The organism is Enterobacter sp. DNB-S2 (genome assembly GCF_019443845.1).
GTDB lineage: Bacteria > Pseudomonadota > Gammaproteobacteria > Enterobacterales > Enterobacteriaceae > Enterobacter > Enterobacter asburiae_B.
Genome location: NZ_CP050520.1, coordinates 3,916,650 through 3,938,340, shown reverse-complemented (window position 1 = coordinate 3,938,340; position 21,691 = coordinate 3,916,650). Strand labels below are relative to the sequence as shown.

Below are 21,691 nucleotides of genomic sequence, written 5' to 3'. Positions count from 1 at the left end.
AAATTGCCAGCGAAACGAATTCCAAAAGCCAGGCTATGCTGAGATCAGAGTCACGGTGGTTACTGCCCGTAATTGTGCTCATAGACATCGGTAAACGTGCTGTTACAATCGCTTGCACGTTTACAGACGGAGCGTCAACGGCTCCGTTACGGATGGCAATCAACGATAGCCATACTGAACAGGGAGATATTTATGAAACTTCGGCTGTCGGCGCTTGCGCTTGGCGCGACGATGCTTGTGGGCTGCGCCAGCTCCGGTGAGCAAACGGGACGCTCCGATCCTCTCGAAGGATTTAACCGCTCAATGTATAGCTTCAACTACAACGTACTGGACCCGTATGTGGTTCGTCCGGTGGCAGTAGCATGGCGCGATTATGTTCCACAACCTGCGCGTAACGGGTTAAGTAACTTTACCAGCAACCTCGAAGAGCCTGCGGTAATGGTGAACTACTTCCTGCAGGGCGACCCGTATCAGGGGATGGTCCACTTTACCCGCTTCTTCCTGAACTCCATTCTGGGTATGGGGGGCTTTATTGATGTTGCAGGTATGGCTAACCAGAAACTGCAGCGTGAACAACCGCACCGTTTCGGCAGCACGATGGGACACTATGGCGTCGGGTATGGTCCGTACGTGCATTTACCGTTCTACGGTAGTTTCACCCTCCGTGATGATGGCGGCGATATGGTGGATACGCTCTATCCGGTCCTGTCGTGGCTCACCTGGCCGCTGTCGGTGGGTAAATGGACGGTGGAAGGGATTGAAACCCGCGCGCAACTGCTCGACTCTGATGGCCTGCTGCGCCAGTCTTCTGATCCGTACATTATGGTGCGTGAAGCGTACTTCCAGAATCATGACTTTATTGCCAACGGCGGTAAGCTGAAGCCGGAAGAGAATCCAAACGCGAAGGCGATCGAAAACGAACTAAAAGATATCGATTCGGAGTAAATAAAAAAGGTGAGCAATGCTCACCTTTTTTGATTCCAGCGCGATTAGAACGCGTAGTTGAAGTTCGTACCGAACAGCCAGGCTTTACCTTCAGAGGTAAACTCGTACGGACCTTCCTTGAACGTTACTTTCTGACCGTGCATATAAGATACGCCCGCATCGATGGATGCATTTTCGTTCAACGCATAGGTCGCACCAGCACTTAACCAGAAGCGGTCCTGATCCGGAATGGAAATGGAACGTTTGTCTGCCGGAACCGGGCTGTCGTCAAATGCGATACCGGAGCGGAAAGTCCAGTTTTTATCGTAGTAGTAGGTGGTACCCAACGCTATACGATAGGCATCGTGGAAGCTTTCGTCCTTATAGAACAGCGTTTGACCATTGGTTCCGGTCGCTTTCAGCTCCTGGAACTGGCTCCAGCTGGTATAGGCCAGGCTATAGTGAATAGCCCATTGTGGTGCAACGCGGTTGTAACCGGAGACTTCCCACATTTCTGGCAAATGCAGCGACAGTGAACCCGGAACGGTCTGGTTGGACGTTCCCCAAGGAATGGTAGTGCCTGCACCTGGAACCAGATTGTTCACAGGCGTCAGGATGCCGCTCTTGTAATCGCCGTCGAAGTCAATTTTCACTTCGGAACGATAGGTCAGGCCCCAACGGTTGTTTTTGTCCAGCTCGTACAGGATACCGGCGTTCCAGCCATAGCCCCACTCATCACCTTCAAGACTGGCAATTTTATTGCTGTTTTTAGGCAGGCGAGCGGTCTGTTCCCCGGAATAACGTTCGATCTTCGCATCGGCGTAGACGGCATCAAAGCCCAGGCCAAAACTCCAGTTATCGTTCAGGCGATACGCACCGCTCAGGTTGAGGTTCAGCGTAGTAAGGTCTGTTTTACCGCCGTATTCACCAGCCGGGTAGTTGTTATTGAACTCGGTAGCCAGGCCGTAGTTAGACGTTACCGATGCACCCCAGCCAAACTGTTCGTTGATAGGTGCAACGAAGTGCAGGTTTGGGATCCATGCTGTTGGGGCAATATTGTCCGCTTTAAGGCTCGCACCCGTGTAAGGCGACTTACCAGAAACGTTGACATCAGGATCGATATAAACCGCACCGGCAGAGAAAGTCGGACGATCGAACATCATGATCAACGCGGGGTTACGACTTGCGTTACCCGCATCATCAGCGATAGCGCCTTCCCCGGAATACGCACGGCCAAGGCCAGAGGAAGAAAATTCGTTTAACTGAAAGCCCGCTGACCAGGCGGAAGTGGAGACGAGTGCCACTGCGACTGCCAGCGCAGTCTTGTTGAACAGGGTTTTCTGGCTCATGACCATAACCTCATTGAGTTATTTTTATTCAATAATTGTTACATACCGTAACAGGAGCGCGAAGTGTAGGGTCTGAGGTATGACAGACAAATCAGACCAGTGGCCAGAGTATAGGTCTGACCAGCCGGAATGTTGCAAGTTTGTTTATTAATATTTTCAAACATGTTTCGTGAAACGAGATCTGGTTGGCAAAATTGTGACCATAACGACTCACCCAAAAGTGTGGTTTTTGTTTTAGATCATTTTTTAGTGTGATATTGGTCACTTATCCGATTTTGCGCCATTAACGGCTGGAGAGCGCCCGCTCCGGGGCGTAAAATATCAGCATCGTGTCTATCTCGCGCGCTGCGCGAATACAGAGGAAATTGAGCTATGAGTAAATGCAGTGCTGATGAAACCCCGGTTTGCTGCTGTATGGATGTTGGGACCATCATGGACAACACCGATTGCACCGCCTCTTACAGCCGTGTATTCACCAACCGTGCCGAAGCGGAAGAGACCCTGACCGCGCTGAGCAAGCGTGCGCGTGACGTTGAATCCGATCCGTGTGAAATCAAGTCTACCTTTACCGAAGTGGAAGGCGGCGTGAAGCTGGACATCGACTTTGTCTTTGCCTGTGAAGCAGAAACGCTGATTTTCCAGCTGGGCCTGCGTTAATCTCTGCGGCCTGATGCCCTTCCCCCCAGCCCTCTCCCACGGGAGAGGGTGCAAACACTAAAAACGGTAACCTATGGGTTACCGTTTTGCTTTTTCCTTAGGGGCATTTTCTTTTTCTTCTCTGTGTTTTAGCTCGCACTTTTTCGTTTCCCCGATTGGCTGAATGTAAAAAAATGGTTAAGACTATTATCAGGTCAGACCACTTTATGTTTGCGAAAATTTTTTACAGGGGAGTGTTATGAGTCAGGCATTACCGCTTATTACCCGTCAGGGCGATCGCATTGCCATAGTCAGTGGATTGCGCACGCCATTTGCGCGTCAGGCAACGGCGTTTCATGGCATACCGGCCGTCGACCTGGGGAAAATGGTAGTGGGGGAGATGCTGGCTCGCAGCGAAATTCCGCCTGAGGTCATCGAACAGCTGGTATTCGGTCAGGTCGTGCAGATGCCTGAAGCCCCCAATATTGCGCGTGAAATCGTCCTCGGTACCGGGATGAACATGCATACCGATGCCTACAGCGTCAGCCGCGCCTGCGCAACCAGCTTCCAGGCTGTGGCTAACGTCGCTGAAAGCCTGATGGCGGGCACTATTCGCGCCGGGATTGCGGGTGGAGCGGACTCCTCTTCGGTGCTGCCAATTGGGGTCAGTAAAAAGCTGGCGCGCATCCTGGTGGATGCCAATAAAGCCCGCACGACGGGTCAGAAACTCAAACTCTTCTCGCGTTTACGCCTGCGCGACCTTATGCCTGTACCACCTGCCGTAGCGGAATACTCCACCGGCCTGCGCATGGGCGATACCGCCGAGCAGATGGCGAAAACGTACGGCATTACGCGTGAACAGCAGGATGCCCTGGCGCATCGCTCGCATCAGCTTGCGGCAAAAGCCTGGTCGGAAGGCAAGCTGACCGACGAGGTCATGACCGCCTATATTCCCCCCTACCGTGAACCGCTTGCGGAAGATAACAATATTCGCGGCACCTCAACGCTGGCGGATTACGCCAAACTGCGCCCGGCGTTTGACCGCAAACACGGCTCGGTGACGGCGGCGAACAGTACGCCGCTGACGGATGGCGCCGCCGCCGTGATCCTGATGACCGAATCCCGCGCGAAGGAGCTGGGCATCACTCCCCTGGGATATCTACGCAGCTATGCCTTCACCGCCATTGATGTCTGGCAGGACATGCTGTTAGGTCCGGCGTGGTCCACGCCGCTGGCGCTGGAGCGCGCGGGGCTGACGCTGGCTGATTTAACCCTGATTGATATGCATGAAGCGTTTGCCGCGCAAACCCTGGCAAACGTACAGCTGCTGGCAAGCGAGCGTTTCGCGCGCGATGTGCTGGGCCGCGCCCATGCCACAGGCGAAGTGGATCAAAGTAAATTCAACGTGCTGGGCGGCTCTATCGCCTACGGTCATCCATTTGCCGCCACAGGGGCGAGGATGATCACGCAAACTTTACATGAACTCCGTCGCCGTGGCGGCGGGTTTGGCCTCGTTACCGCCTGTGCGGCGGGTGGCCTTGGCGCAGCAATGGTTCTGGAGGCTGAATAATGGATATGTCATCTGCATTTAATCTGACGGTTCGCCTCGATAACGTGGCCGTTATCACTATTGATGTGCCTGATGAAAAGATGAATACCCTGAAGGCCGAATTTGGTGTTCAGGTGCGCGCGATGCTAAAGCAGATCCGCGACAACAAAGCGATTCGTGGTCTGGTCTTTATCTCTGCCAAGCCGGATAACTTTATCGCCGGCGCGGATATCAACATGATCGCCCGGGCGCAAAGCGCTCTGGAAGCCGAAGAGCTGGCGCGTCAGGGCCAGCAGGTGATGGCGGAGATCAACGGTCTGCCGATCCCGGTTATTGCCGCGATCCACGGTGCCTGTCTGGGCGGCGGGCTTGAGCTGGCGCTGGCCTGTCACAGCCGGATTTGCACCGACGATGCGAAAACGATTCTGGGTCTGCCGGAAGTGCAGCTGGGCCTGCTGCCTGGCTCCGGCGGAACGCAACGGCTGCCGCGCCTGGTCGGCGTCAGCACGGCGCTGGAGATGATATTAACCGGTAAACAGCTGCGCGCCCGTCAGGCGCTGAAAGCCGGTCTGGTCGATGACGTCGTGCCGCAGTCCATTTTGCTGGAGGCCGCCGTTGAGCTTGCGCTGAAAGGGCGTCAGGCAAAACGTCCTCTGCCGGTACGTGAGCGCGTGCTGGCCGGCCCGCTGGGAAGAACGCTCCTGTTCAACATGGTGGGCAAAAAGACCGAACAAAAAACCAAAGGCAATTACCCGGCGGCAAAGCGGATCCTCGAAGTGATCGAGACCGGGCTGTCGCAGGGAAGCAGCAGCGGCTATGCCGCGGAGGCCAAAGCCTTTGGCGAACTGGCGATGACGCCGCAGTCGCAGGCGCTGCGCAGCATCTTCTTCGCCAGCACGGACGTGAAAAAGGATCCGGGCAGCGAGGCGCAGCCTGCGCCGCTGCGTGCGATTGGCGTACTGGGTGGGGGGCTCATGGGTGGCGGAATCTCTTTTGTTACCGCCAGCAAAGGCAAATTGCCTGTACGAATCAAAGACATTAATCCTAAGGGGATCAACCACGCGCTGCAGTACAGCTGGCAGAACCTTGATCAAAAGGTCAAGCGCCGCCATATCAAGGCAAGCGAGCGCGATAAAACCCTGGCGATGATATCCGGTACGACGGATTACAGCGGTTTTGCGCACCGCGATCTGGTGATTGAAGCCGTGTTTGAAGATCTGGCGCTTAAGCAGCAGATGGTGGCAGACGTTGAGCAACATTGCGCCCCGCATACCATTTTTGCCTCCAATACGTCGTCATTACCGATTGGCGATATCGCTGCGAAAGCCGCGCGTCCTGAGCAGGTGATTGGGCTGCACTTCTTTAGCCCGGTCGAAAAAATGCCGCTGGTGGAAGTTATTCCACACGCGACTACCAGCCCGCAAACTGTTGCCACCGTGGTGAAGCTGGCGAAAAAACAGGGCAAAACCCCGATTGTGGTAGCGGACAAAGCTGGCTTCTACGTCAACCGCATTCTGGCTCCCTACATTAATGAAGCAATGCGGTTGCTGACGGAAGGGGAGAAGATTGAGCACGTCGACGAGGCGCTGGTAAAGTTTGGTTTCCCCGTTGGCCCAATCCAACTTTTGGATGAGGTGGGAATAGACACCGGCACTAAAATTATACCAGTGCTGGAAGCTGCATATGGCGATCGTTTTAGCCCACCTGCAGACATTGTTTCTGCGATTTTGAAGGACGATCGCAAAGGCAGAAAAAATGAACGCGGTTTCTATCTTTACGGCGCGAAAGGGCGTAAAAGCAGGAAACAGGTCGACCCTTCGGTATATGGACTCATTTCGACCACAGGTCAGGGAAAACTGTCCGCCGTTCAGTGCGCTGAGCGCTGCGTGATGATGATGCTCAATGAAGCGGCGCGCTGCTTTGATGAGCAGGTGATTAAGAGTGCACGCGATGGTGACATCGGCGCGGTATTTGGCATTGGTTTCCCGCCGTTCCTTGGCGGCCCGTTCCGTTACATGGATACGCTCGGCGCGGGTGAAGTGGTTGCTATCCTGCAACGTCTGGCTTCGCAATATGGTCCACGGTTTACACCGTGTGACGAATTATTGCAGATGGCGGAACGCGGCCAGACATTTTGGCCTGCAAGGGAAACTGTCCTCGTAAGCTGAGGTCAAAGAAGGGTAAATCCTGAAGTGAATGGACCTGTTCTGGCGATTTTGTAAACAGAGATTGACTATACTTACGCCATTGAGGTAAAAAACAGCGTTTCATTCACCGAATGGATCAGGCACAATGCCCGGCCATCGGGTTTTCTACCTCTTAGCATTTATCGCGGGTAGTTAACGCCGGTGATTCTGGTTAACAAAAGCGGTGCAATATGCAAGTTTTTATCATGCGTCACGGCGACGCGGCACTCGATGCCGCCAGTGACTCAGTACGTCCTTTGACCGTCTGTGGCTGCGACGAATCTCGTCTGATGGCGACCTGGCTTAACGGTCAAAAAGTGGACATCGAACGCGTTCTGGTGAGTCCGTTCCTGCGTGCAGAACAGACGCTGGATGTGGTAGGGGAGTGTATGAACCTGCCGACCAGTGTAGATGTTCTCCCTGAACTCACCCCGTGTGGCGATGTAGGCCTTGTCAGCGCTTATCTTCAGGCTCTGTGCAATGAAGGTGTCGCTTCCGCGCTGGTCATTTCCCACCTGCCACTGGTTGGCTATCTGGTATCTGAGCTGTGCCCGGGGGAGACCCCGCCGATGTTCACGACATCCGCCATTGCCAATGTTTCTCTCGACGAAACGGGCAAAGGTGTCTTCAACTGGCAAATGAGTCCGTGCAACCTGAAGATGGCAAAAGCGATCTGACGTGACGTGCGATATGGCGGGGTGCAATGTGCTTCCCGCCATTCTGTCAGGGCAACTCTGGCGGCTGCCACTCTTCCACTTCAATCAACACCAGCAACGCGGCATCTCCGCCGTACTCTTTCGGTGCCTGATGAAAAGCCATTACGTGTGGGTGCTGAGCCAGCCACAGCGGCGTTTGTTGCTTGAGGATATGTTTACCGTGGCCGTGCATCACGCAGGCGCAAAAAACATGTTCACGGCGACAGGCGGCGATCAACGCCCCCAGCTCTTGTTTCGCCTGCATCTGCGTTAAACCGTGCAGATCGAGAAACAGCTCCGGCGAATAATCCCCGCGGCGTAATTTTTTCAGCTCAAAATGGCTGACGTCTTCGCGTACGTACTTCACAGCCCCTTGCGTGTTGAGCAGCGGCTGAAATTCATCTGAAAAATAGTGGCTGTTATCGGCCTGCTCCTGCAGAAGACGCTTGACCGGTACTTCGCTGATTTTTTTACGCAGCGGGCGATGGACGATGGTGTCCTGCGTGATTTTACGCGTCCCGGTCATCAGCTGACGGAAGAGCGCCTGATCCTCCTCGCTGAGCGATGTTTTCTTTTTCATTCGTCATTCTCATCTCGTATTTCCGACAGTGTACCCGACTAAACGCATTTTTTAACCTCAAGCGCGACGCGTCATTGCTGATTTATCGCCGTCTTCATGGCAAACTAGCCGCCGAAAATTATGCGAGCATGCCCTGGAGGAAAGAGTGGATAAAATATTTGTCGATGAAGCAGTAAACGAACTGCATACCATACAGGACATGTTGCGCTGGTCGGTTAGCCGCTTCAGCGCCGCCAATATCTGGTACGGTCACGGTACCGATAATCCGTGGGATGAAGCCGTACAGCTGGTGCTGCCGTCTCTCTACCTGCCGCTGGACATTCCGGAAGACATGCGCACCGCGCGCCTGACTTCCAGCGAAAAACACCGCATCGTTGAGCGCGTGATCCGCCGCGTGAACGAGCGCATTCCGGTCGCCTACCTGACCAACAAAGCCTGGTTCTGCGGCCACGAGTTCTATGTCGATGAACGCGTGCTGGTGCCGCGCTCGCCGATTGGCGAGCTGATCAACAACCACTTTGAAGGCCTGATCGGCCATCAGCCGCAGCACATTCTGGATATGTGTACCGGCAGCGGCTGCATCGCGATTGCCTGCGCGTACGCCTTCCCGGAAGCGGAAGTGGACGCGGTAGATATCTCCACCGACGCGCTGGCCGTGACCGAGCACAACATCGAAGAGCACGGCCTGATCCATCACGTTACGCCAATTCGCTCCGACTTGTTCCGCGATCTGCCGACGCTGCAGTACGATCTTATCGTCACCAACCCGCCGTACGTTGATGCGGAAGACATGTCCGATCTGCCGAACGAATACCGTCACGAGCCGGAGCTGGGTCTGGCGTCAGGCTCTGATGGCCTGAAGCTGACCCGCCGCATTCTGGCCTGCGCGCCGGATTACCTGACCGACGACGGCGTTCTGATTTGTGAAGTGGGCAACAGCATGGTACATCTGATAGAGCAGTACCCGGATGTGCCGTTCACCTGGCTTGAGTTCGACAACGGCGGTGACGGCGTCTTTATGCTGACCAAAGCGCAGCTGCTCGACGCGCGCGAACACTTCAGCATCTATAAAGATTAATCCAGCGGGCTTCGGCCCGTTTCACAACGCTCAAACACAAACTACAACATCGGAGCCGTGATGGCAGGAAACAGTATTGGACAGTTATTCCGCGTGACCACCTTTGGCGAGTCGCACGGGCTGGCGCTGGGCTGTATCGTTGATGGCGTACCGCCAGGCATCGAACTGACCGAAGCCGATTTACAGCACGACCTCGACCGTCGTCGCCCGGGCACCTCTCGCTACACCACGCAGCGTCGCGAGCCGGATCAGGTCAAAATTCTCTCCGGCGTCTTTGAAGGTCGCACCACCGGGACCAGCATTGGCCTGCTGATCGAAAACACCGATCAGCGCTCCCAGGACTACGGCGCCATCAAAGACGTCTTCCGTCCGGGCCACGCCGACTACACCTACGAACAAAAGTATGGCTTCCGCGACTATCGCGGCGGCGGACGTTCTTCCGCGCGTGAAACCGCGATGCGCGTGGCGGCAGGGGCGATTGCTAAGAAATACCTGCAGCAGAAATTTGGCATCGTTATCCGCGGCTGTCTGACCCAGATGGGCGACATTCCGCTGGCGATAAAAGACTGGGATCAGGTTGAACAAAACCCGTTCTTCTGCGCCGATGCCGACAAGCTTGAGGCGCTGGACGAACTGATGCGTGGCCTGAAAAAAGAGGGCGACTCCATTGGCGCGAAAGTGACCGTGGTGGCCGACGGCGTCCCGGCTGGCTGGGGCGAGCCGGTATTTGACCGTCTCGACGCCGACATTGCCCACGCGCTGATGAGCATCAACGCGGTGAAGGGCGTAGAGATTGGCGACGGCTTTGACGTGGTTCAGCTTCGCGGCAGCCAAAACCGCGATGAGATTACGAAAGCGGGCTTCCAGAGCAACCATGCGGGCGGCATCCTGGGCGGTATCAGCAGCGGGCAGCAGATTGTTGCCAACATCGCGCTGAAGCCAACTTCCAGCATCACCGTGCCGGGCCACACGATTAACCGCGATGGCGAAGAAGTTGAGATGATCACCAAAGGACGTCACGATCCGTGCGTGGGGATCCGCGCGGTGCCGATCGCAGAAGCGATGCTGGCGATCGTGCTGATGGATCACTTCCTGCGCCAGCGCGCGCAGAATGCGGATGTGACGACCACCATTCCACGCTGGTAAACATGAAAAAAACCGCAATTGCTCTGCTGGCGCTGCTTGCCAGTGGAGCCAGTCTGGCCGCGACGCCATGGCAAAAAATCACCCACCCGGTGGCGGGGAGCGCGCAGTCCATTGGCGCCTTTTCCAACGGCTGTATCGTCGGTGCCCAGGAGCTTCCTCTCCAGTCTGATACCTATCAGGTGATGCGCACCGATCAGCGACGTTATTTCGGCCACCCGGATCTGGTGCTGTTCATCCAGCGTCTGGGAAACCAGGTGCATAACCTTGGGCTGGGCACGATGCTGATTGGCGATATGGGGATGCCTGCCGGCGGTCGCTTTAACGGTGGACACGCCAGCCACCAGACCGGACTGGATGTCGATATCTTCCTGCAGCTGCCGAAAACGCGCTGGACCTCCGCCCAACTGCTGAAACCGCAGGCGCTGGATCTGGTGGCGAGCGACGGTAAGCGCGTGGTGCCGTCCCTGTGGACGCGGGACGTATCCAGCATGATCAAGCTGGCCGCGGAAGATAACGACGTCACGAGGATTTTCGTTAACCCGGCCATCAAGCAGCAGCTCTGCCTGGATGCCGGAACCGATCGCGACTGGCTGCGCAAAGTGCGCCCGTGGTTCCAGCATCGTGCGCATATGCACGTTCGTCTGCGCTGCCCGGCGAATAGCCTGGAATGTGAAGATCAGCCGCTACCTCCGCCAGGCGATGGCTGCGGTGCGGAACTGCAAAGCTGGTTTGAGCCGGCAAAACCTGGAACCTCTAAGCCTGAGAAGAAGACACCGCCTCCGTTGCCGCCTTCCTGCCAGGCGCTACTGGATGAGCATGTACTTTAATGGATAATTTCGTCGATCTGTTTATGGTGTCGCCGCTGCTGCTGGTGGTGCTGTTCTTTGTGGCCATGCTGGCCGGTTTTATCGACGCGCTCGCGGGCGGCGGCGGGTTGTTAACCGTGCCCGCGCTGCTGGCGGCGGGCATGAGCCCGGCGCAGGCGCTTGCCACCAACAAGCTGCAGGCCTGCGGCGGTTCGCTCTCGGCGTCGCTCTATTTTATCCGCCGCAAGGTGGTGAGCCTTGCCGATCAGAAGCTCAATATCCTGATGACCTTTATCGGCTCCACGTCGGGCGCGCTGCTGGTTCAGCACGTGCAGTCCGATATTTTGCGCCAGATCCTGCCGATTCTGGTCATCTGCATCGGGCTTTACTTCCTGCTGATGCCAAAGCTCGGTGAAGAAGACCGCCAGCGTCGCCTGTACGGCCTGCCGTTTGCCCTGATTGCCGGGGGCAGCGTGGGTTTTTACGACGGTTTCTTCGGGCCGGGGGCGGGTTCATTTTATGCGCTGGCGTTCGTGACGCTGGCCGGGTTTAACCTCGCCAAATCCACCGCCCATGCCAAAGTGCTCAACGCGACCTCAAACGTCGGCGGCCTGCTGCTGTTTATCATCGGCGGCAAGGTTATCTGGGCAACCGGATTTGTGATGATGGCAGGGCAGTTCCTGGGCGCGCGCGCGGGCTCGCGTCTGGTATTAAGCAAAGGACAAAAACTTATTCGCCCGATGATCGTCATCGTCTCGGCCGTAATGAGCGCCAAACTTCTTTATGACAGCCATGGACAGGAGATCCTCACCTGGTTGGGGATGCACTAATGAACAGTACGCATAAATACGAACAGCTGATTGAGATTTTCGACGGCTGTTTTGCTGACGATTTTAATACCCGTCTGATTAAAGGCGACGACGAACCGATCTATCTTCCTGCTGATGCGGAGGTTCCGTATAACCGCATCGTCTTTGCCCACGGCTTTTATGCCAGCGGCTTGCACGAGATTTCGCACTGGTGCATTGCGGGGAAAGCGCGGCGCGAGCTGGTGGACTTCGGTTACTGGTACTGCCCGGACGGACGTGATGCCGCCACTCAGGGCCAGTTTGAAGATGTGGAAGTGAAGCCGCAGGCGCTGGAATGGCTATTCTGCGTCGCGGCGGGTTTCCCGTTCAACGTCAGCTGTGACAACCTCGAAGGCGACTTCGAGCCAGACCGTATCGTCTTCCAGCGCCGCGTTCACGCGCAGGTGATGGAATATCTTGAGAAAGGCATCCCGGAACGTCCGGCACGTCTGATCGAGGCCTTACAGAATTATTACCACACGCCGGTTATCACGGCGGAATGCTTCCCTTGGCCGGAAGATCTTTAACAGAGGAAAGAAGATGATCGCAGAATTTGAATCACGCATTCTGGCGTTAATTGATGACATGGTGGAACACGCCAGTGATGATGAGCTGTTCGCCAGCGGTTATCTGCGTGGTCACCTGACGCTCGCGGTAGCCGAGCTGGAAGCGGGGGACGATCACTCTGCCGACGCCGTTCACGCTGAAGTCACTCGCAGCCTGGAAAAAGCCATTCTGGCCGGGGAGCTCTCGCCGCGCGACCAGTCGCTGGTGCTGGGCATGTGGGACACTTTGTTCCAGCAGGCGAAAGCCAAGTAAGTGTTTCACCACCCTCTCCCTGTGGGAGAGGGTTAGGGTGAGGGCACCAGACCGCACCTTACTTAACCTTCTTCCCCTTCAGCAGTTTCCGTACCCACAAGCGATTCGGATTCAGCCCTGCAAGCGTAACCCTGTCCAGCGGCATCGGCTCGCCGCTCATTTGTGCGGCTAACACTTCTGCCAGTAGCGGTGCGGAACAGAGCCCGCGAGATCCTAATCCACCCAGCATAAACAGCTCCGGATAAACCGGCGCGCTTACCGCGTTATCCCGGTTATCAGCAAGATCCTGATAGGCCTCAAGCGTCGCATCGTAGTCCGGCACATTTCCCGCCATCGGCAGATGATCGCGGGTGGCGCAGCGCACGCCGCAGCGCGCGTCACCCTCGCTGACGTCAACCTCTCTCGCCCACGCCGCATCCGGGAAACAGTCAATCAGGCGCTGGCGGTTCTGGGCCTGATCCGCGTCGCTGTAGCGCATATCCGTTTCGCCACGATGATAGCTGGCCCCGATGCAGTGGTGGCCGTTAGACGTATTTTGCGGCGTCAGATAGCCGTCATAGCACAGCACCTGACGCAGTTTGTTCAGTTCGGGCGCGGAAGGAATATGGCTTACCTGGCCGCCGACCGGATAAACCGGCAATGACTCTGTCTGGATAAACTGGCTGATGTTATGTCCGTTTGCCAGCACAACGCTGGCATGGCTTGCCTCTTTGCCATCAGCAAAACGCAGATTCCAGCGTTCTGTCCGGCTCAACGATTCAACCTTGTGAGCATAATGCGCCGTCAGCCCGCGCGACTGCGCCAGCGCAATGACCGCCGAGGTCAGTTCAGCCGGGCACAGCCAGCCGCCGAGCGGATACTGAATGCCCCCCCACCCGGTTTCCACGCCAGCGGTGTCTGCCACCTCTTGCGCACTTACCGCACGGGCAATCTCGTCAGGCAGACCCAGCGACAGCATCTGCGTGATTTTTTGCTGGCTCTTTTCATCCCAGCCGAGCTGCGTCACGCCGCACCAGTCATGCTCGAACGCCACCGGCAGGGCGTCATACAGGCGACGAGCGAAGGTAAACGCCGCCGGGAAAAACTGGAACAGGGCCGGGTCGTGCGCGCTTAAAAGCGGATAGAGCGCACCCTGACGGTTGCCGGATGCGCCGCTTGCTGGCGCGTCGTCGGCACAGTAGAGCGTGACCTGCCAGCCGCGGTGGAGAAGCGCGAGAGACAGCAGAGCGCTGGCGATTCCCCCGCCGACTATCGCCACCTCACGGGATGCGCTGGTGCCGCGTGCAAACCAGGGGGTACTTGCGGGGATGTCCAGCGTCTGCTCCATTCTGCCGACCAGCATGTCGCGCTTGCGGCCAAAACCTTTGGTTTTCTGCATGGTAAAGCCCGCCTCCTGCAGCCCGCGGCGGACAAAGCCTGCCGAGGTGAAGGTGGCAAGCGTTGCGCCCGGGCGCGCCAGCCGCGCCATCGCGCTAAACAGATGCTGGCTCCACATGTCCGGGTTTTTGGCGGGGGCAAAGCCGTCAAGGAACCAGGCGTCCACCGTCTGGTTCATTGAATCATCGAGCGTATCGGTCAGGTCATTGATGTCGCCAAGCCATAAATCCAGCGTCACGCGACCGCCGTCCAGAATCAGACGGTGGCAGCCGCCGATGTGGGGTGGCCACTGCGCCTGAAGCTGCTCCGCCCAGGCTGCAAGCTCTGGCCAGCGCTGATGAGCGAGCCGCAGATCGTGCGCGGTGAGCGGGAATTTTTCGAAACTGATGAAATGTAATCTTTGTAGCGTAGCCTCAGGGTGGGCAGCGTGAAACTGGTCAAACGCCTGCCAAAGGGTCAGAAAATTGAGCCCGGTACCGAATCCGCTTTCCGCGACCACAAACAGGCTCCGCGGATGCTCCGGGAAGCGGGTGCTGAGCTGGTTTCCGTCGAGGAAAACATAGCGAGTTTCTTCGAGTCCGTTATCATTAGAAAAATAGACGTCATCAAAATCTCGGGAAACAGGTGTACCCTCAGCGTTGAATTCGAGGTTGGCGGGTTGTATAGCGTTTTGTTTCACGTAAGTTACTCGTCTGACAGGCAGTGGCACGATCTTAACGATGTGAGTCCATCGGTGCAAATTTCCGCAGAAAATGTCTGATCGGACTTGTTCGGCGTACAAGTGTACGCTATTGTGCGACTCGAAACTTACTATAGTGCGACTTACAGAGGTATTGAATGAAACGTGCAGTGATTACTGGCCTGGGCATTGTTTCCAGCATCGGTAATAACCAGCAGGAAGTCCTGGCATCTCTGCGTGAAGGACGCTCCGGGATCACTTTCTCTGAAGAGTTTAAAGATTCAGGTATGCGTAGCCACGTATGGGGTAACGTCAAACTGGACACCACCGGTTTGATTGACCGCAAAGTGGTTCGTTTCATGAACGATGCCTCTATTTATGCTTATCTCTCCATGCAGGAAGCGATCAAAGATTCCGGCCTGAGTGAAGAGGTTTATCAGAACAACCCGCGCGTGGGTCTGATCGCCGGTTCCGGCGGCTCATCAAAAGCGCAGGTATTCGGCGCTGACGCAATGCGTAGCCCGCGTGGTCTGAAAGCTGTAGGTCCGTACGTGGTCACCAAAGCTATGGGTTCTGCGGTTTCCGCGTGCCTGGCGACCCCATTCAAAATCCACGGTGTGAACTACTCCATCAGCTCCGCGTGTGCGACTTCCGCGCACTGCATCGGTAATGCTGTTGAGCAGATCCAGCTGGGTAAACAGGACATCGTATTTGCTGGCGGCGGCGAAGAGCTGGGCTGGGAAATGGCCTGTGAATTCGACGCGATGGGCGCACTGTCCACCAAATACAATGAAACCCCGGATAAAGCCTCCCGTACCTATGATGCGCACCGTGACGGTTTCGTTATCGCTGGCGGCGGCGGTATGGTTGTGGTTGAAGAGCTGGAGCATGCCCTGGCACGTGGCGCGCACATCTACGCTGAAATCGTGGGCTACGGTGCAACGTCTGACGGCGCCGACATGGTTGCGCCATCCGGCGAAGGCGCGGTGCGCTGCATGAAGATGGCGATGCACGGCGTTGACACCCCAATCGACTACCTGAACTCCCACGGTACCTCTACTCCGGTAGGCGACGTGAAAGAGCTGGGTGCGATCCGTGAAGTCTTCGGCGATAACAGCCCGGCGATCTCCGCGACCAAAGCCATGACCGGTCACTCTCTGGGTGCGGCTGGCGTGCAGGAAGCGATCTACTCTCTGCTGATGCTGGAAAACGGCTTTATCGCGCCAAGCATCAACATCGATGAGATGGACGAGCAGGCTGCTGGCCTGAACATCGTGACCAAACCAACGGAAGCGACGCTGACCACCGTCATGTCAAACAGCTTCGGCTTCGGTGGCACCAACGCCACGCTGGTTATGCGTAAGCTGAAAGCATAAGTTTTACGTTTGATTCCGGAAGGGAGCCATAAGGCTCCCTTTTTTATGCATTGACAAGCGGCTGATCTCACAGGCAAACTTCACCCCTCAACATTATCCTCACGATAATGCGTAAGCGTTTAACGTCAACCAACGCACCTTAATCCTGATAATCAGGTAGAGGGGGCGTGGCATTTCCCCGCCTTACTCTTCATTTCGGAGTAAAGCATGACTGCAGTAACTCAAACAGAAACAACCCCTTCAGCGAACGTCTCGCTGTTCCGTATCGCTTTCGCGGTATTTCTAACCTATATGACCGTCGGCCTGCCGCTGCCGGTGATCCCGCTGTTCGTTCATCAGGAGCTGGGCTATGGCAACACCATGGTCGGCATTGCCGTGGGCATTCAGTTTTTAGCCACGGTATTGACCCGCGGTTACGCCGGACGGCTGGCGGATCAGCACGGTGCAAAACGCTCGGCGCTACAGGGGATGTTTGCCTGTGGGCTGGCGGGCGGCGCATGGCTGCTGGCTTCTCTCCTGCCGGTAGACGCCGCGTATAAGTTTGCGCTGCTGGTGCTGGGCCGCTTAATCCTGGGCTTTGGTGAAAGCCAGCTGCTGACCGGCACCCTGACCTGGGGAATGGGTCTGGTGGGGCCGGCACGCTCCGGCAAGGTGATGTCCTGGAACGGTATGGCCATCTATGGCGCGCTGGCCGCAGGCGCACCGCTTGGGCTGCTGATCAATAGCCAGTTTGGATTTGCGGCGCTGGCTGCCACCACCATGGTTTTACCCCTGCTGGCGTGGGCGTTTAACGGCTCGGTGCGTAAGGTGCCCGCGCACAAAGGCGAGCGTCCTTCCCTGTGGAGCGTGGTCGGCCAAATCTGGCAGCCGGGTCTTGGCCTGGCGCTGCAGGGCGTGGGTTTTGCGGTGATTGGTACCTTCGTCTCGCTCTATTTTATGAGCCGCGGCTGGGCGATGGCCGGTTTTACGCTCACCGCGTTTGGCGGCGCGTTTGTGCTGATGCGCGTGCTTTTCGGCTGGATGCCGGATCGCTTTGGCGGCGTGAAGGTGGCGGTGGCGTCGCTGGTGATTGAAACCATCGGTCTGCTGCTGCTGTGGAATGCACCCGTTGCATCCGTTGCGCTGCTTGGCGCGGCGCTGACCGGCTGCGGCTGTTCACTGATCTTCCCGGCGCTGGGCGTTGAAGTGGTGAAGCGCGTGGCCCCGCAGGTGCGCGGTACGGCGCTGGGCGGCTATGCGGCCTTTCAGGATATCTCATACGGGGTAACCGGACCGCTGGCCGGGGTGTTAGCCACCTCGTTTGGTTATCCGTCCGTCTTTCTGGCCGGTGCGGTTTCCGCAGTGGTGGGGATCGTGGTGACGCTGGTGGCGTTTCGCAGGACTTGAGCCGTTGTTGCCGGGGGGGCTATACCTTACCCGGCCTACGGTTCGAGCCGCTGTAGGCCCGGTAAGCGCAGCGCCACCGGGCAAAATATCAGGCAACCAGCCAGAAAATCGCCAGCGCAATCAGTAACGCAATAAACATCAATCCCGGACGCGCAGAGAGCGTTCTGAACGTCTCCACGACTGGCGCAAACAGCGGGCTGTAGATCGGCTGAATGTTTCTCACCTCCGGCACGCCGCCCTCGCGCTCGGCGCGGCGAACGAAGATTTGATTGAGCAGATCCTGCACCTGCGCGGTGGTCAGAACCGTTTGCGGCGTGGCCTGCCAGTTTTGCTGGGCGTAATCCCGAATGACTTCAAACTCGTGCGGCTCAAGCGGCTGCTTCAGTGCCGCCTGGACGGTATGCAGGGTAGGGGCATTCTGGGTGCTGAGCGTCTGGCGCGCCTGGAGCCAGGTCACCAGATGCGTAAACTGTTTGGCCGGGATCAGCTCACCCGCCTTCACGCCGGACAGCTCCAGCATGGATTGCCAGATAAGCTTCGTCGGTTCGCCGGTGGCCGCAGCCAGCTTCGTCACCATCTGCTTGAGCGTGTTGTGCTCGGCAGGCAGCAGCGGACGCTCGGTCGCCTGGCGCACCTGAGGCTGCGGAATAGACAGCTCGTTGTTCTGCAGCAGGGTCAGCACGGTTTTGAGCTGGTCGGGCGTCAGCTGGCCCAGCGCGGTCTGACCATACTGCTGGCGAATAAAATCGCTCACCGCCTGCCGGTTATTACCCTGGCCCAGCAGCTCCGTCAGCTGAGCGACAATCTGGCGCGTGGTGTGGTTCTGCTGCGCGGTATTAATACGCTGGTTCAGGTTTTGCTCGGCCGCAGGGAAATGGCGCGACTGCAGCGGTGCGTCGTTCCTCACGCCTAAATCATGCTTTACCCCGGCCCAGACTTCCGCGTTTTGCTGTGAAGTCAGCGCAATCAGGCGCGTGATCAGTCGCTCCAGCACGGTGCGCTGTTGCGTGGATAGCGGTTGTTCACCGGCAACGTTTGGCGTGACGGGGCCTTCACCCGGAGGGCGTGGCGGCGTACCTGAAATGGGCTGCATCGTCAAAAATCCTTAAAGTCAAAACTCAGCGTAAACCAGGCATACATATATGCCTGGCGGCGAGATTATGGCACACTTGGCAGGTTTTCTTCCTCTCAAACAGGTACTCAGACGTGAAAATCCTCGTTGATGAAAATATGCCTTACGCCCGTGAGCTGTTTAGCCGCCTGGGTAACGTTAAGGCTGTCCCTGGTCGCCCGATCCCGGTCAACGAACTGGATGACGCAGACGCGCTGATGGTGCGCTCGGTGACTAAAGTAAATGAGGCGTTGCTCGCCGGTAAAGCGATTAAGTTTGTCGGAACCGCAACGGCAGGGACCGATCATGTGGATGATAAATGGCTGAAGCAGGCCGGAATCGGTTTTTCCGCCGCGCCGGGCTGTAACGCCATTGCCGTTGTGGAATACGTTTTCTCCTCCCTGCTGATGCTGGCCGAGCGCGACGGGTTTGCGCTGAAGGACCGCACCGTGGGGATTGTCGGCGTGGGTAACGTCGGCGGGCGCCTGCAAAAGCGCCTTGAAGCGTTAGGGATCCGCACGCTGCTGTGCGATCCGCCGCGTAAAGATAACGGCGATGACGGGGATTTCCGCTCGCTGGATGAGCTGGTTGAACAGTGTGACGTGCTGACGTTCCACACGCCGCTGTTTAAAGAGGGGCCGTATAAGTCGCTGCATCTTGCTGACGAGGCGCTAATCCGTCGTCTGAAGGCTGGCACTATTCTGATAAATGCCTGCCGTGGTCCGGTGGTAGATAACGCCGCGCTGCTGACATGCCTGAACGAAGGACAAGACCTCAGTGTAGTGCTGGACGTCTGGGAGCCGGAGCCGGATCTCAACGTTGAGCTGCTTAACAAGGTAGACGTGGGCACGGCGCATATCGCCGGTTATACCCTCGAGGGGAAAGCGCGCGGCACGACGCAGGTCTTCGAAGCCTACAGCGCTTTTATCGGCCATCCGCAGCAGGTGGCGCTGGATACCTTACTCCCCGCGCCTGAGTTTGGCCGCATTACCCTGCACGGCCCGCTCGATCAGGCAACGCTGAAAAGGCTGGTGCATTTGGTGTATGATGTGCGCCGCGATGATGCGCTGCTGCGTAAAGTGGCGGGGATCCCGGGTGAATTTGATAAGCTGCGCAAGAACTACGTTGAGCGCCGCGAGTGGTCTTCCCTGTATGTAATATGCGACGACGCCCCGGCGGCGACGCTGCTGCATAAGCTGGGGTTTAACGCCGTTCATCACCCGGCGCATTAATGTCTTCTTAATGCTCCCTGTCGGATACTCCGACAGGGACGCTTTTTTATTTCTGGAGTAAACCACCATGTCTGAAGGCTGGAACATTGCCATTTTAGGTGCCACGGGTGCCGTGGGCGAAGCCCTGCTCGAAACCCTTGCTGAGCGTCAGTTCCCGGTGGGCGATATCTATGCGCTGGCCCGTACCGACAGCGCAGGTGAGCATCTGCGTTTTAACGGTAAATCCGTCATGGTTCAGGACGCGGCCGCGTTCGACTGGACGCAGGCGCAGCTGGCATTTTTCGCCGCGGGCGCTGAAGCGACGGCTGCTTACGTTGAAGAGGCGACCAACGCTGGCTGCCTGGTGATCGACCTGAGCGGTCTGTTCTCAATGGAGCCGGATGTGCCGCTGGTGGTGCCGGACGTGAACCCGTTTGTGCTGGCTGACTACCGCAACCGTAACGTCATTGCGGTTCCGAACAGCCTCACCAGCCAGCTGCTGACCGCGCTGAAACCGCTGATCGACGACGGCGGCCTGTCGCGCATTTCCGTCACCAGCCTGCTGTCCGCGTCCGCGAACGGCAAAAAGGCCGTTGACGCCCTGGCCGGGCAGAGCGCGAAGCTGCTGAACGGTATCCCGATTGACGAAGATGATTTCTTTGGCCGCCAGCTGGCGTTCAACATGCTGCCGCTGCTGCCGGACCGCGAGGGCTCCGTGCGCGAAGAGCGTCGTATCGTCGATGAAGTGCGTAAAATTCTGCAAGACGATGGCCTGATGATTTCCGCGAACGTCGTGCAGTCTCCGGTCTTCTACGGCCACGCGCAGATGGTCGGCTTTGAAGCCCTCCGTCCGCTGGCGGCAGAAGAGGCGCGCGACGCGTTTGGCCGCGGTGAAGACATCGTGCTCTCTGAAGAGAGCGAGTTTCCGACCCAGGTTGGCGATGCCACCGGTAGCGCGCATCTTTCCGTTGGCTGCGTGCGTAACGATTACGGCATGCCGGAGCAGGTTCAGTTCTGGTCCGTTGCCGATAACGTTCGCTTCGGCGGCGCGCTGATGGCGGTCAAAATCGCGGAAAAACTGGTGCAGGAGTACCTGTACTGATGTCAGACGTGGAACAAAAGCCGGTCCATAGAATTGCCCTCGGAATTGAGTACGACGGCAGTAAATATTATGGCTGGCAGCGTCAGAACGAGGTGCGCAGCGTCCAGGAGAAGCTGGAGAAAGCGCTCTCTCAGGTGGCAAACGAGCCGATTAACGTCCTGTGCGCGGGACGTACGGACGCGGGAGTTCACGGCACGGGGCAGGTGGTGCACTTTGAAACCACCGCCGTGCGTAAGGATGCCGCCTGGACGCTGGGTGTAAATGCGAATTTGCCTGGTGACATTGCGGTGCGTTGGGTAAAAGCTGTGCCGGATGATTTTCACGCGCGCTTCAGCGCCACGGCGCGTCGCTACCGTTATGTCATCTACAACCAGCGCCTGCGTCCGGCGGTGTTAAGCCAGGGCGTCACGCATTTTTATGAACCGCTTGATGCAGAACGTATGCATCGCGCGGCGCAGTGTCTGATTGGTGAAAATGACTTTACGTCGTTTCGTGCGGTGCAGTGTCAGTCCCGCACGCCGTGGCGCAACGTCATGCACATAAACGTCAGCCGTTTTGGCGCGTATGTGGTGGTGGATATCAAAGCCAATGCCTTTGTACATCATATGGTTCGGAATATTGTAGGCAGCCTGATGGAAGTGGGTGCCGGACACCAGCCGGAGAGCTGGATTGCAGACCTGCTGGCAGCGAAGGACAGAACGCTTGCGGCAGCCACGGCGAAAGCGGAAGGATTGTATCTGGTCTCAGTAGACTATCCGGATCGATTTGACCTGCCGAAACCGCCAATGGGCCCGCTGTTTTTAGCGGACTAAACAAAGGTGCAATTAGGGCTT

The 21,691-nt window shown here is 57.2% G+C and carries 20 protein-coding genes; 16 read left to right on the top strand and 4 right to left on the bottom strand.

What is annotated here, in order from left to right; translation table 11 throughout:
• Positions 1 to 192: 192 nt before the first annotated feature.
• Entirely contained in the window at positions 193 to 945 is a 753-nt protein-coding gene (gene mlaA, locus HB664_RS18795; RefSeq protein WP_023312585.1) for a phospholipid-binding lipoprotein MlaA, read from the top strand.
• A gap of 44 nt (positions 946 to 989) precedes the next feature.
• Here the strand turns inward: mlaA and fadL are convergent, their stop codons facing one another.
• Positions 990 to 2,273 (bottom strand): long-chain fatty acid transporter FadL, encoded by a 1,284-nt coding sequence (gene fadL / locus HB664_RS18790; protein WP_064672903.1) that lies wholly within the window; start codon positions 2,271 to 2,273, stop codon positions 990 to 992.
• Positions 2,274 to 2,645: 372 nt separating this feature from the next.
• Between fadL and HB664_RS18785 the strand changes: the two genes are divergently transcribed.
• The 4 genes from HB664_RS18785 to sixA all read left to right on the top strand — a co-directional run bounded on the left by HB664_RS18785 (position 2,646) and on the right by sixA (position 7,321).
• The gene (locus tag HB664_RS18785) at positions 2,646 to 2,930 is read left to right on the top strand and encodes a YfcZ/YiiS family protein (protein WP_024907659.1); all 285 of its coding nucleotides are present in this window, start codon (positions 2,646 to 2,648) and stop codon (positions 2,928 to 2,930) included.
• A 238-nt stretch (positions 2,931 to 3,168) separates the two neighbouring features.
• Entirely contained in the window at positions 3,169 to 4,479 is a 1,311-nt protein-coding gene (gene fadI / locus HB664_RS18780; protein ID WP_219939977.1) for an acetyl-CoA C-acyltransferase FadI, read from the top strand.
• Complete coding sequence (fadJ, locus tag HB664_RS18775) at positions 4,479 to 6,626, top strand: fatty acid oxidation complex subunit alpha FadJ (protein WP_219939976.1); 2,148 nt, start codon at positions 4,479 to 4,481, stop codon at positions 6,624 to 6,626. Before fadI ends, fadJ begins: the two co-directional genes overlap by 1 nt.
• Before the next feature lie 209 nt (positions 6,627 to 6,835).
• Positions 6,836 to 7,321, top strand: coding sequence for a phosphohistidine phosphatase SixA (sixA, locus tag HB664_RS18770; RefSeq protein ID WP_032659231.1), 486 nt, complete (start codon positions 6,836 to 6,838; stop codon positions 7,319 to 7,321).
• A gap of 46 nt (positions 7,322 to 7,367) precedes the next feature.
• On the opposite strand, the gene smrB is transcribed toward sixA, so the two are convergent.
• Positions 7,368 to 7,919 carry an endonuclease SmrB gene (gene smrB / locus HB664_RS18765; protein WP_033146105.1) on the bottom strand — a complete coding sequence of 184 codons (552 nt, stop codon included), beginning with the start codon at positions 7,917 to 7,919 and terminating at the stop codon, positions 7,368 to 7,370.
• 145 nt (positions 7,920 to 8,064) lie between these two features.
• Here smrB and prmB point away from each other — a divergent pair, with 145 nt between their 5' ends.
• From prmB to HB664_RS18735, 6 genes are read left to right on the top strand one after another with little or no spacing between them, the layout of a single operon-like run.
• Positions 8,065 to 8,997 (top strand): 50S ribosomal protein L3 N(5)-glutamine methyltransferase, encoded by a 933-nt coding sequence (gene prmB, locus HB664_RS18760; RefSeq protein WP_008502612.1) that lies wholly within the window; start codon positions 8,065 to 8,067, stop codon positions 8,995 to 8,997.
• 60 nt (positions 8,998 to 9,057) lie between these two features.
• Entirely contained in the window at positions 9,058 to 10,143 is a 1,086-nt protein-coding gene (aroC, locus tag HB664_RS18755; RefSeq protein WP_029742149.1) for a chorismate synthase, read from the top strand.
• A gap of 2 nt (positions 10,144 to 10,145) precedes the next feature.
• Entirely contained in the window at positions 10,146 to 10,970 is an 825-nt protein-coding gene (gene mepA / locus HB664_RS18750; RefSeq protein WP_024908935.1) for a penicillin-insensitive murein endopeptidase, read from the top strand.
• Positions 10,970 to 11,779, top strand: a complete 810-nt coding sequence (locus HB664_RS18745; protein ID WP_038417370.1) for a sulfite exporter TauE/SafE family protein — start codon at positions 10,970 to 10,972, stop codon at positions 11,777 to 11,779. The genes mepA and HB664_RS18745 overlap by 1 nt, the downstream gene beginning before the upstream one ends.
• A complete protein-coding gene (locus HB664_RS18740; RefSeq protein WP_033146101.1) occupies positions 11,779 to 12,324 on the top strand; it encodes an elongation factor P hydroxylase in 546 nt (181 codons plus the stop codon). Before HB664_RS18745 ends, HB664_RS18740 begins: the two co-directional genes overlap by 1 nt.
• Positions 12,325 to 12,337: 13 nt before the next feature.
• Entirely contained in the window at positions 12,338 to 12,616 is a 279-nt protein-coding gene (locus HB664_RS18735) for a YfcL family protein (RefSeq protein WP_029740204.1), read from the top strand.
• A 58-nt stretch (positions 12,617 to 12,674) separates the two neighbouring features.
• Here the strand turns inward: HB664_RS18735 and mnmC are convergent, their stop codons facing one another.
• Positions 12,675 to 14,672 carry a bifunctional tRNA (5-methylaminomethyl-2-thiouridine)(34)-methyltransferase MnmD/FAD-dependent 5-carboxymethylaminomethyl-2-thiouridine(34) oxidoreductase MnmC gene (mnmC, locus tag HB664_RS18730; protein WP_219939975.1) on the bottom strand — a complete coding sequence of 666 codons (1,998 nt, stop codon included), beginning with the start codon at positions 14,670 to 14,672 and terminating at the stop codon, positions 12,675 to 12,677.
• A gap of 158 nt (positions 14,673 to 14,830) precedes the next feature.
• Here mnmC and fabB point away from each other — a divergent pair, with 158 nt between their 5' ends.
• Positions 14,831 to 16,048, top strand: a complete 1,218-nt coding sequence (gene fabB / locus HB664_RS18725) for a beta-ketoacyl-ACP synthase I (protein ID WP_023336433.1) — start codon at positions 14,831 to 14,833, stop codon at positions 16,046 to 16,048.
• Between the two features lie 207 nt (positions 16,049 to 16,255).
• On the top strand, positions 16,256 to 17,434 hold the full coding sequence (locus HB664_RS18720; RefSeq protein WP_039263239.1) for an MFS transporter: 1,179 nt from the start codon (positions 16,256 to 16,258) through the stop codon (positions 17,432 to 17,434).
• Between the two features lie 88 nt (positions 17,435 to 17,522).
• Here HB664_RS18720 and flk read toward each other — a convergent pair whose 3' ends face one another.
• Positions 17,523 to 18,527, bottom strand: coding sequence for a flagella biosynthesis regulator Flk (gene flk, locus HB664_RS18715; protein WP_219939974.1), 1,005 nt, complete (start codon positions 18,525 to 18,527; stop codon positions 17,523 to 17,525).
• 113 nt (positions 18,528 to 18,640) lie between these two features.
• On the opposite strand from flk, the gene pdxB reads away from it, so the two are divergent.
• The 3 genes from pdxB (at position 18,641) to truA (ending at position 21,670) form a co-directional block, all read left to right on the top strand.
• The gene (gene pdxB / locus HB664_RS18710; protein ID WP_032659211.1) at positions 18,641 to 19,777 is read left to right on the top strand and encodes a 4-phosphoerythronate dehydrogenase PdxB; all 1,137 of its coding nucleotides are present in this window, start codon (positions 18,641 to 18,643) and stop codon (positions 19,775 to 19,777) included.
• Positions 19,778 to 19,844: 67 nt separating this feature from the next.
• On the top strand, positions 19,845 to 20,858 hold the full coding sequence (locus HB664_RS18705) for an aspartate-semialdehyde dehydrogenase (RefSeq protein WP_032659209.1): 1,014 nt from the start codon (positions 19,845 to 19,847) through the stop codon (positions 20,856 to 20,858).
• On the top strand, positions 20,858 to 21,670 hold the full coding sequence (gene truA, locus HB664_RS18700) for a tRNA pseudouridine(38-40) synthase TruA (RefSeq protein ID WP_023312566.1): 813 nt from the start codon (positions 20,858 to 20,860) through the stop codon (positions 21,668 to 21,670). Before HB664_RS18705 ends, truA begins: the two co-directional genes overlap by 1 nt.
• Positions 21,671 to 21,691 lie beyond the last annotated feature (21 nt).

Excerpts from the sequence above, each read along its gene's own strand:
- mlaA (WP_023312585.1), top strand. The coding sequence starts at position 193 with ATGAAACTTCGGCTGTCGGCGCTTGCGCTTGGCGCGACGATGCTTGTG.
- fadL (WP_064672903.1), bottom strand. The coding sequence starts at position 2,273 with ATGAGCCAGAAAACCCTGTTCAACAAGACTGCGCTGGCAGTCGCAGTG.
- HB664_RS18785 (WP_024907659.1), top strand. The coding sequence starts at position 2,646 with ATGAGTAAATGCAGTGCTGATGAAACCCCGGTTTGCTGCTGTATGGAT.
- fadI (WP_219939977.1), top strand. The coding sequence starts at position 3,169 with ATGAGTCAGGCATTACCGCTTATTACCCGTCAGGGCGATCGCATTGCC.
- fadJ (WP_219939976.1), top strand. The coding sequence starts at position 4,479 with ATGGATATGTCATCTGCATTTAATCTGACGGTTCGCCTCGATAACGTG.
- sixA (WP_032659231.1), top strand. The coding sequence starts at position 6,836 with ATGCAAGTTTTTATCATGCGTCACGGCGACGCGGCACTCGATGCCGCC.
- smrB (WP_033146105.1), bottom strand. The coding sequence starts at position 7,919 with ATGAAAAAGAAAACATCGCTCAGCGAGGAGGATCAGGCGCTCTTCCGT.
- aroC (WP_029742149.1), top strand. The coding sequence starts at position 9,058 with ATGGCAGGAAACAGTATTGGACAGTTATTCCGCGTGACCACCTTTGGC.
- mepA (WP_024908935.1), top strand. The coding sequence starts at position 10,146 with ATGAAAAAAACCGCAATTGCTCTGCTGGCGCTGCTTGCCAGTGGAGCC.
- HB664_RS18745 (WP_038417370.1), top strand. The coding sequence starts at position 10,970 with ATGGATAATTTCGTCGATCTGTTTATGGTGTCGCCGCTGCTGCTGGTG.
- HB664_RS18740 (WP_033146101.1), top strand. The coding sequence starts at position 11,779 with ATGAACAGTACGCATAAATACGAACAGCTGATTGAGATTTTCGACGGC.
- HB664_RS18735 (WP_029740204.1), top strand. The coding sequence starts at position 12,338 with ATGATCGCAGAATTTGAATCACGCATTCTGGCGTTAATTGATGACATG.
- fabB (WP_023336433.1), top strand. The coding sequence starts at position 14,831 with ATGAAACGTGCAGTGATTACTGGCCTGGGCATTGTTTCCAGCATCGGT.
- HB664_RS18720 (WP_039263239.1), top strand. The coding sequence starts at position 16,256 with ATGACTGCAGTAACTCAAACAGAAACAACCCCTTCAGCGAACGTCTCG.
- flk (WP_219939974.1), bottom strand. The coding sequence starts at position 18,527 with ATGCAGCCCATTTCAGGTACGCCGCCACGCCCTCCGGGTGAAGGCCCC.
- HB664_RS18705 (WP_032659209.1), top strand. The coding sequence starts at position 19,845 with ATGTCTGAAGGCTGGAACATTGCCATTTTAGGTGCCACGGGTGCCGTG.
- truA (WP_023312566.1), top strand. The coding sequence starts at position 20,858 with ATGTCAGACGTGGAACAAAAGCCGGTCCATAGAATTGCCCTCGGAATT.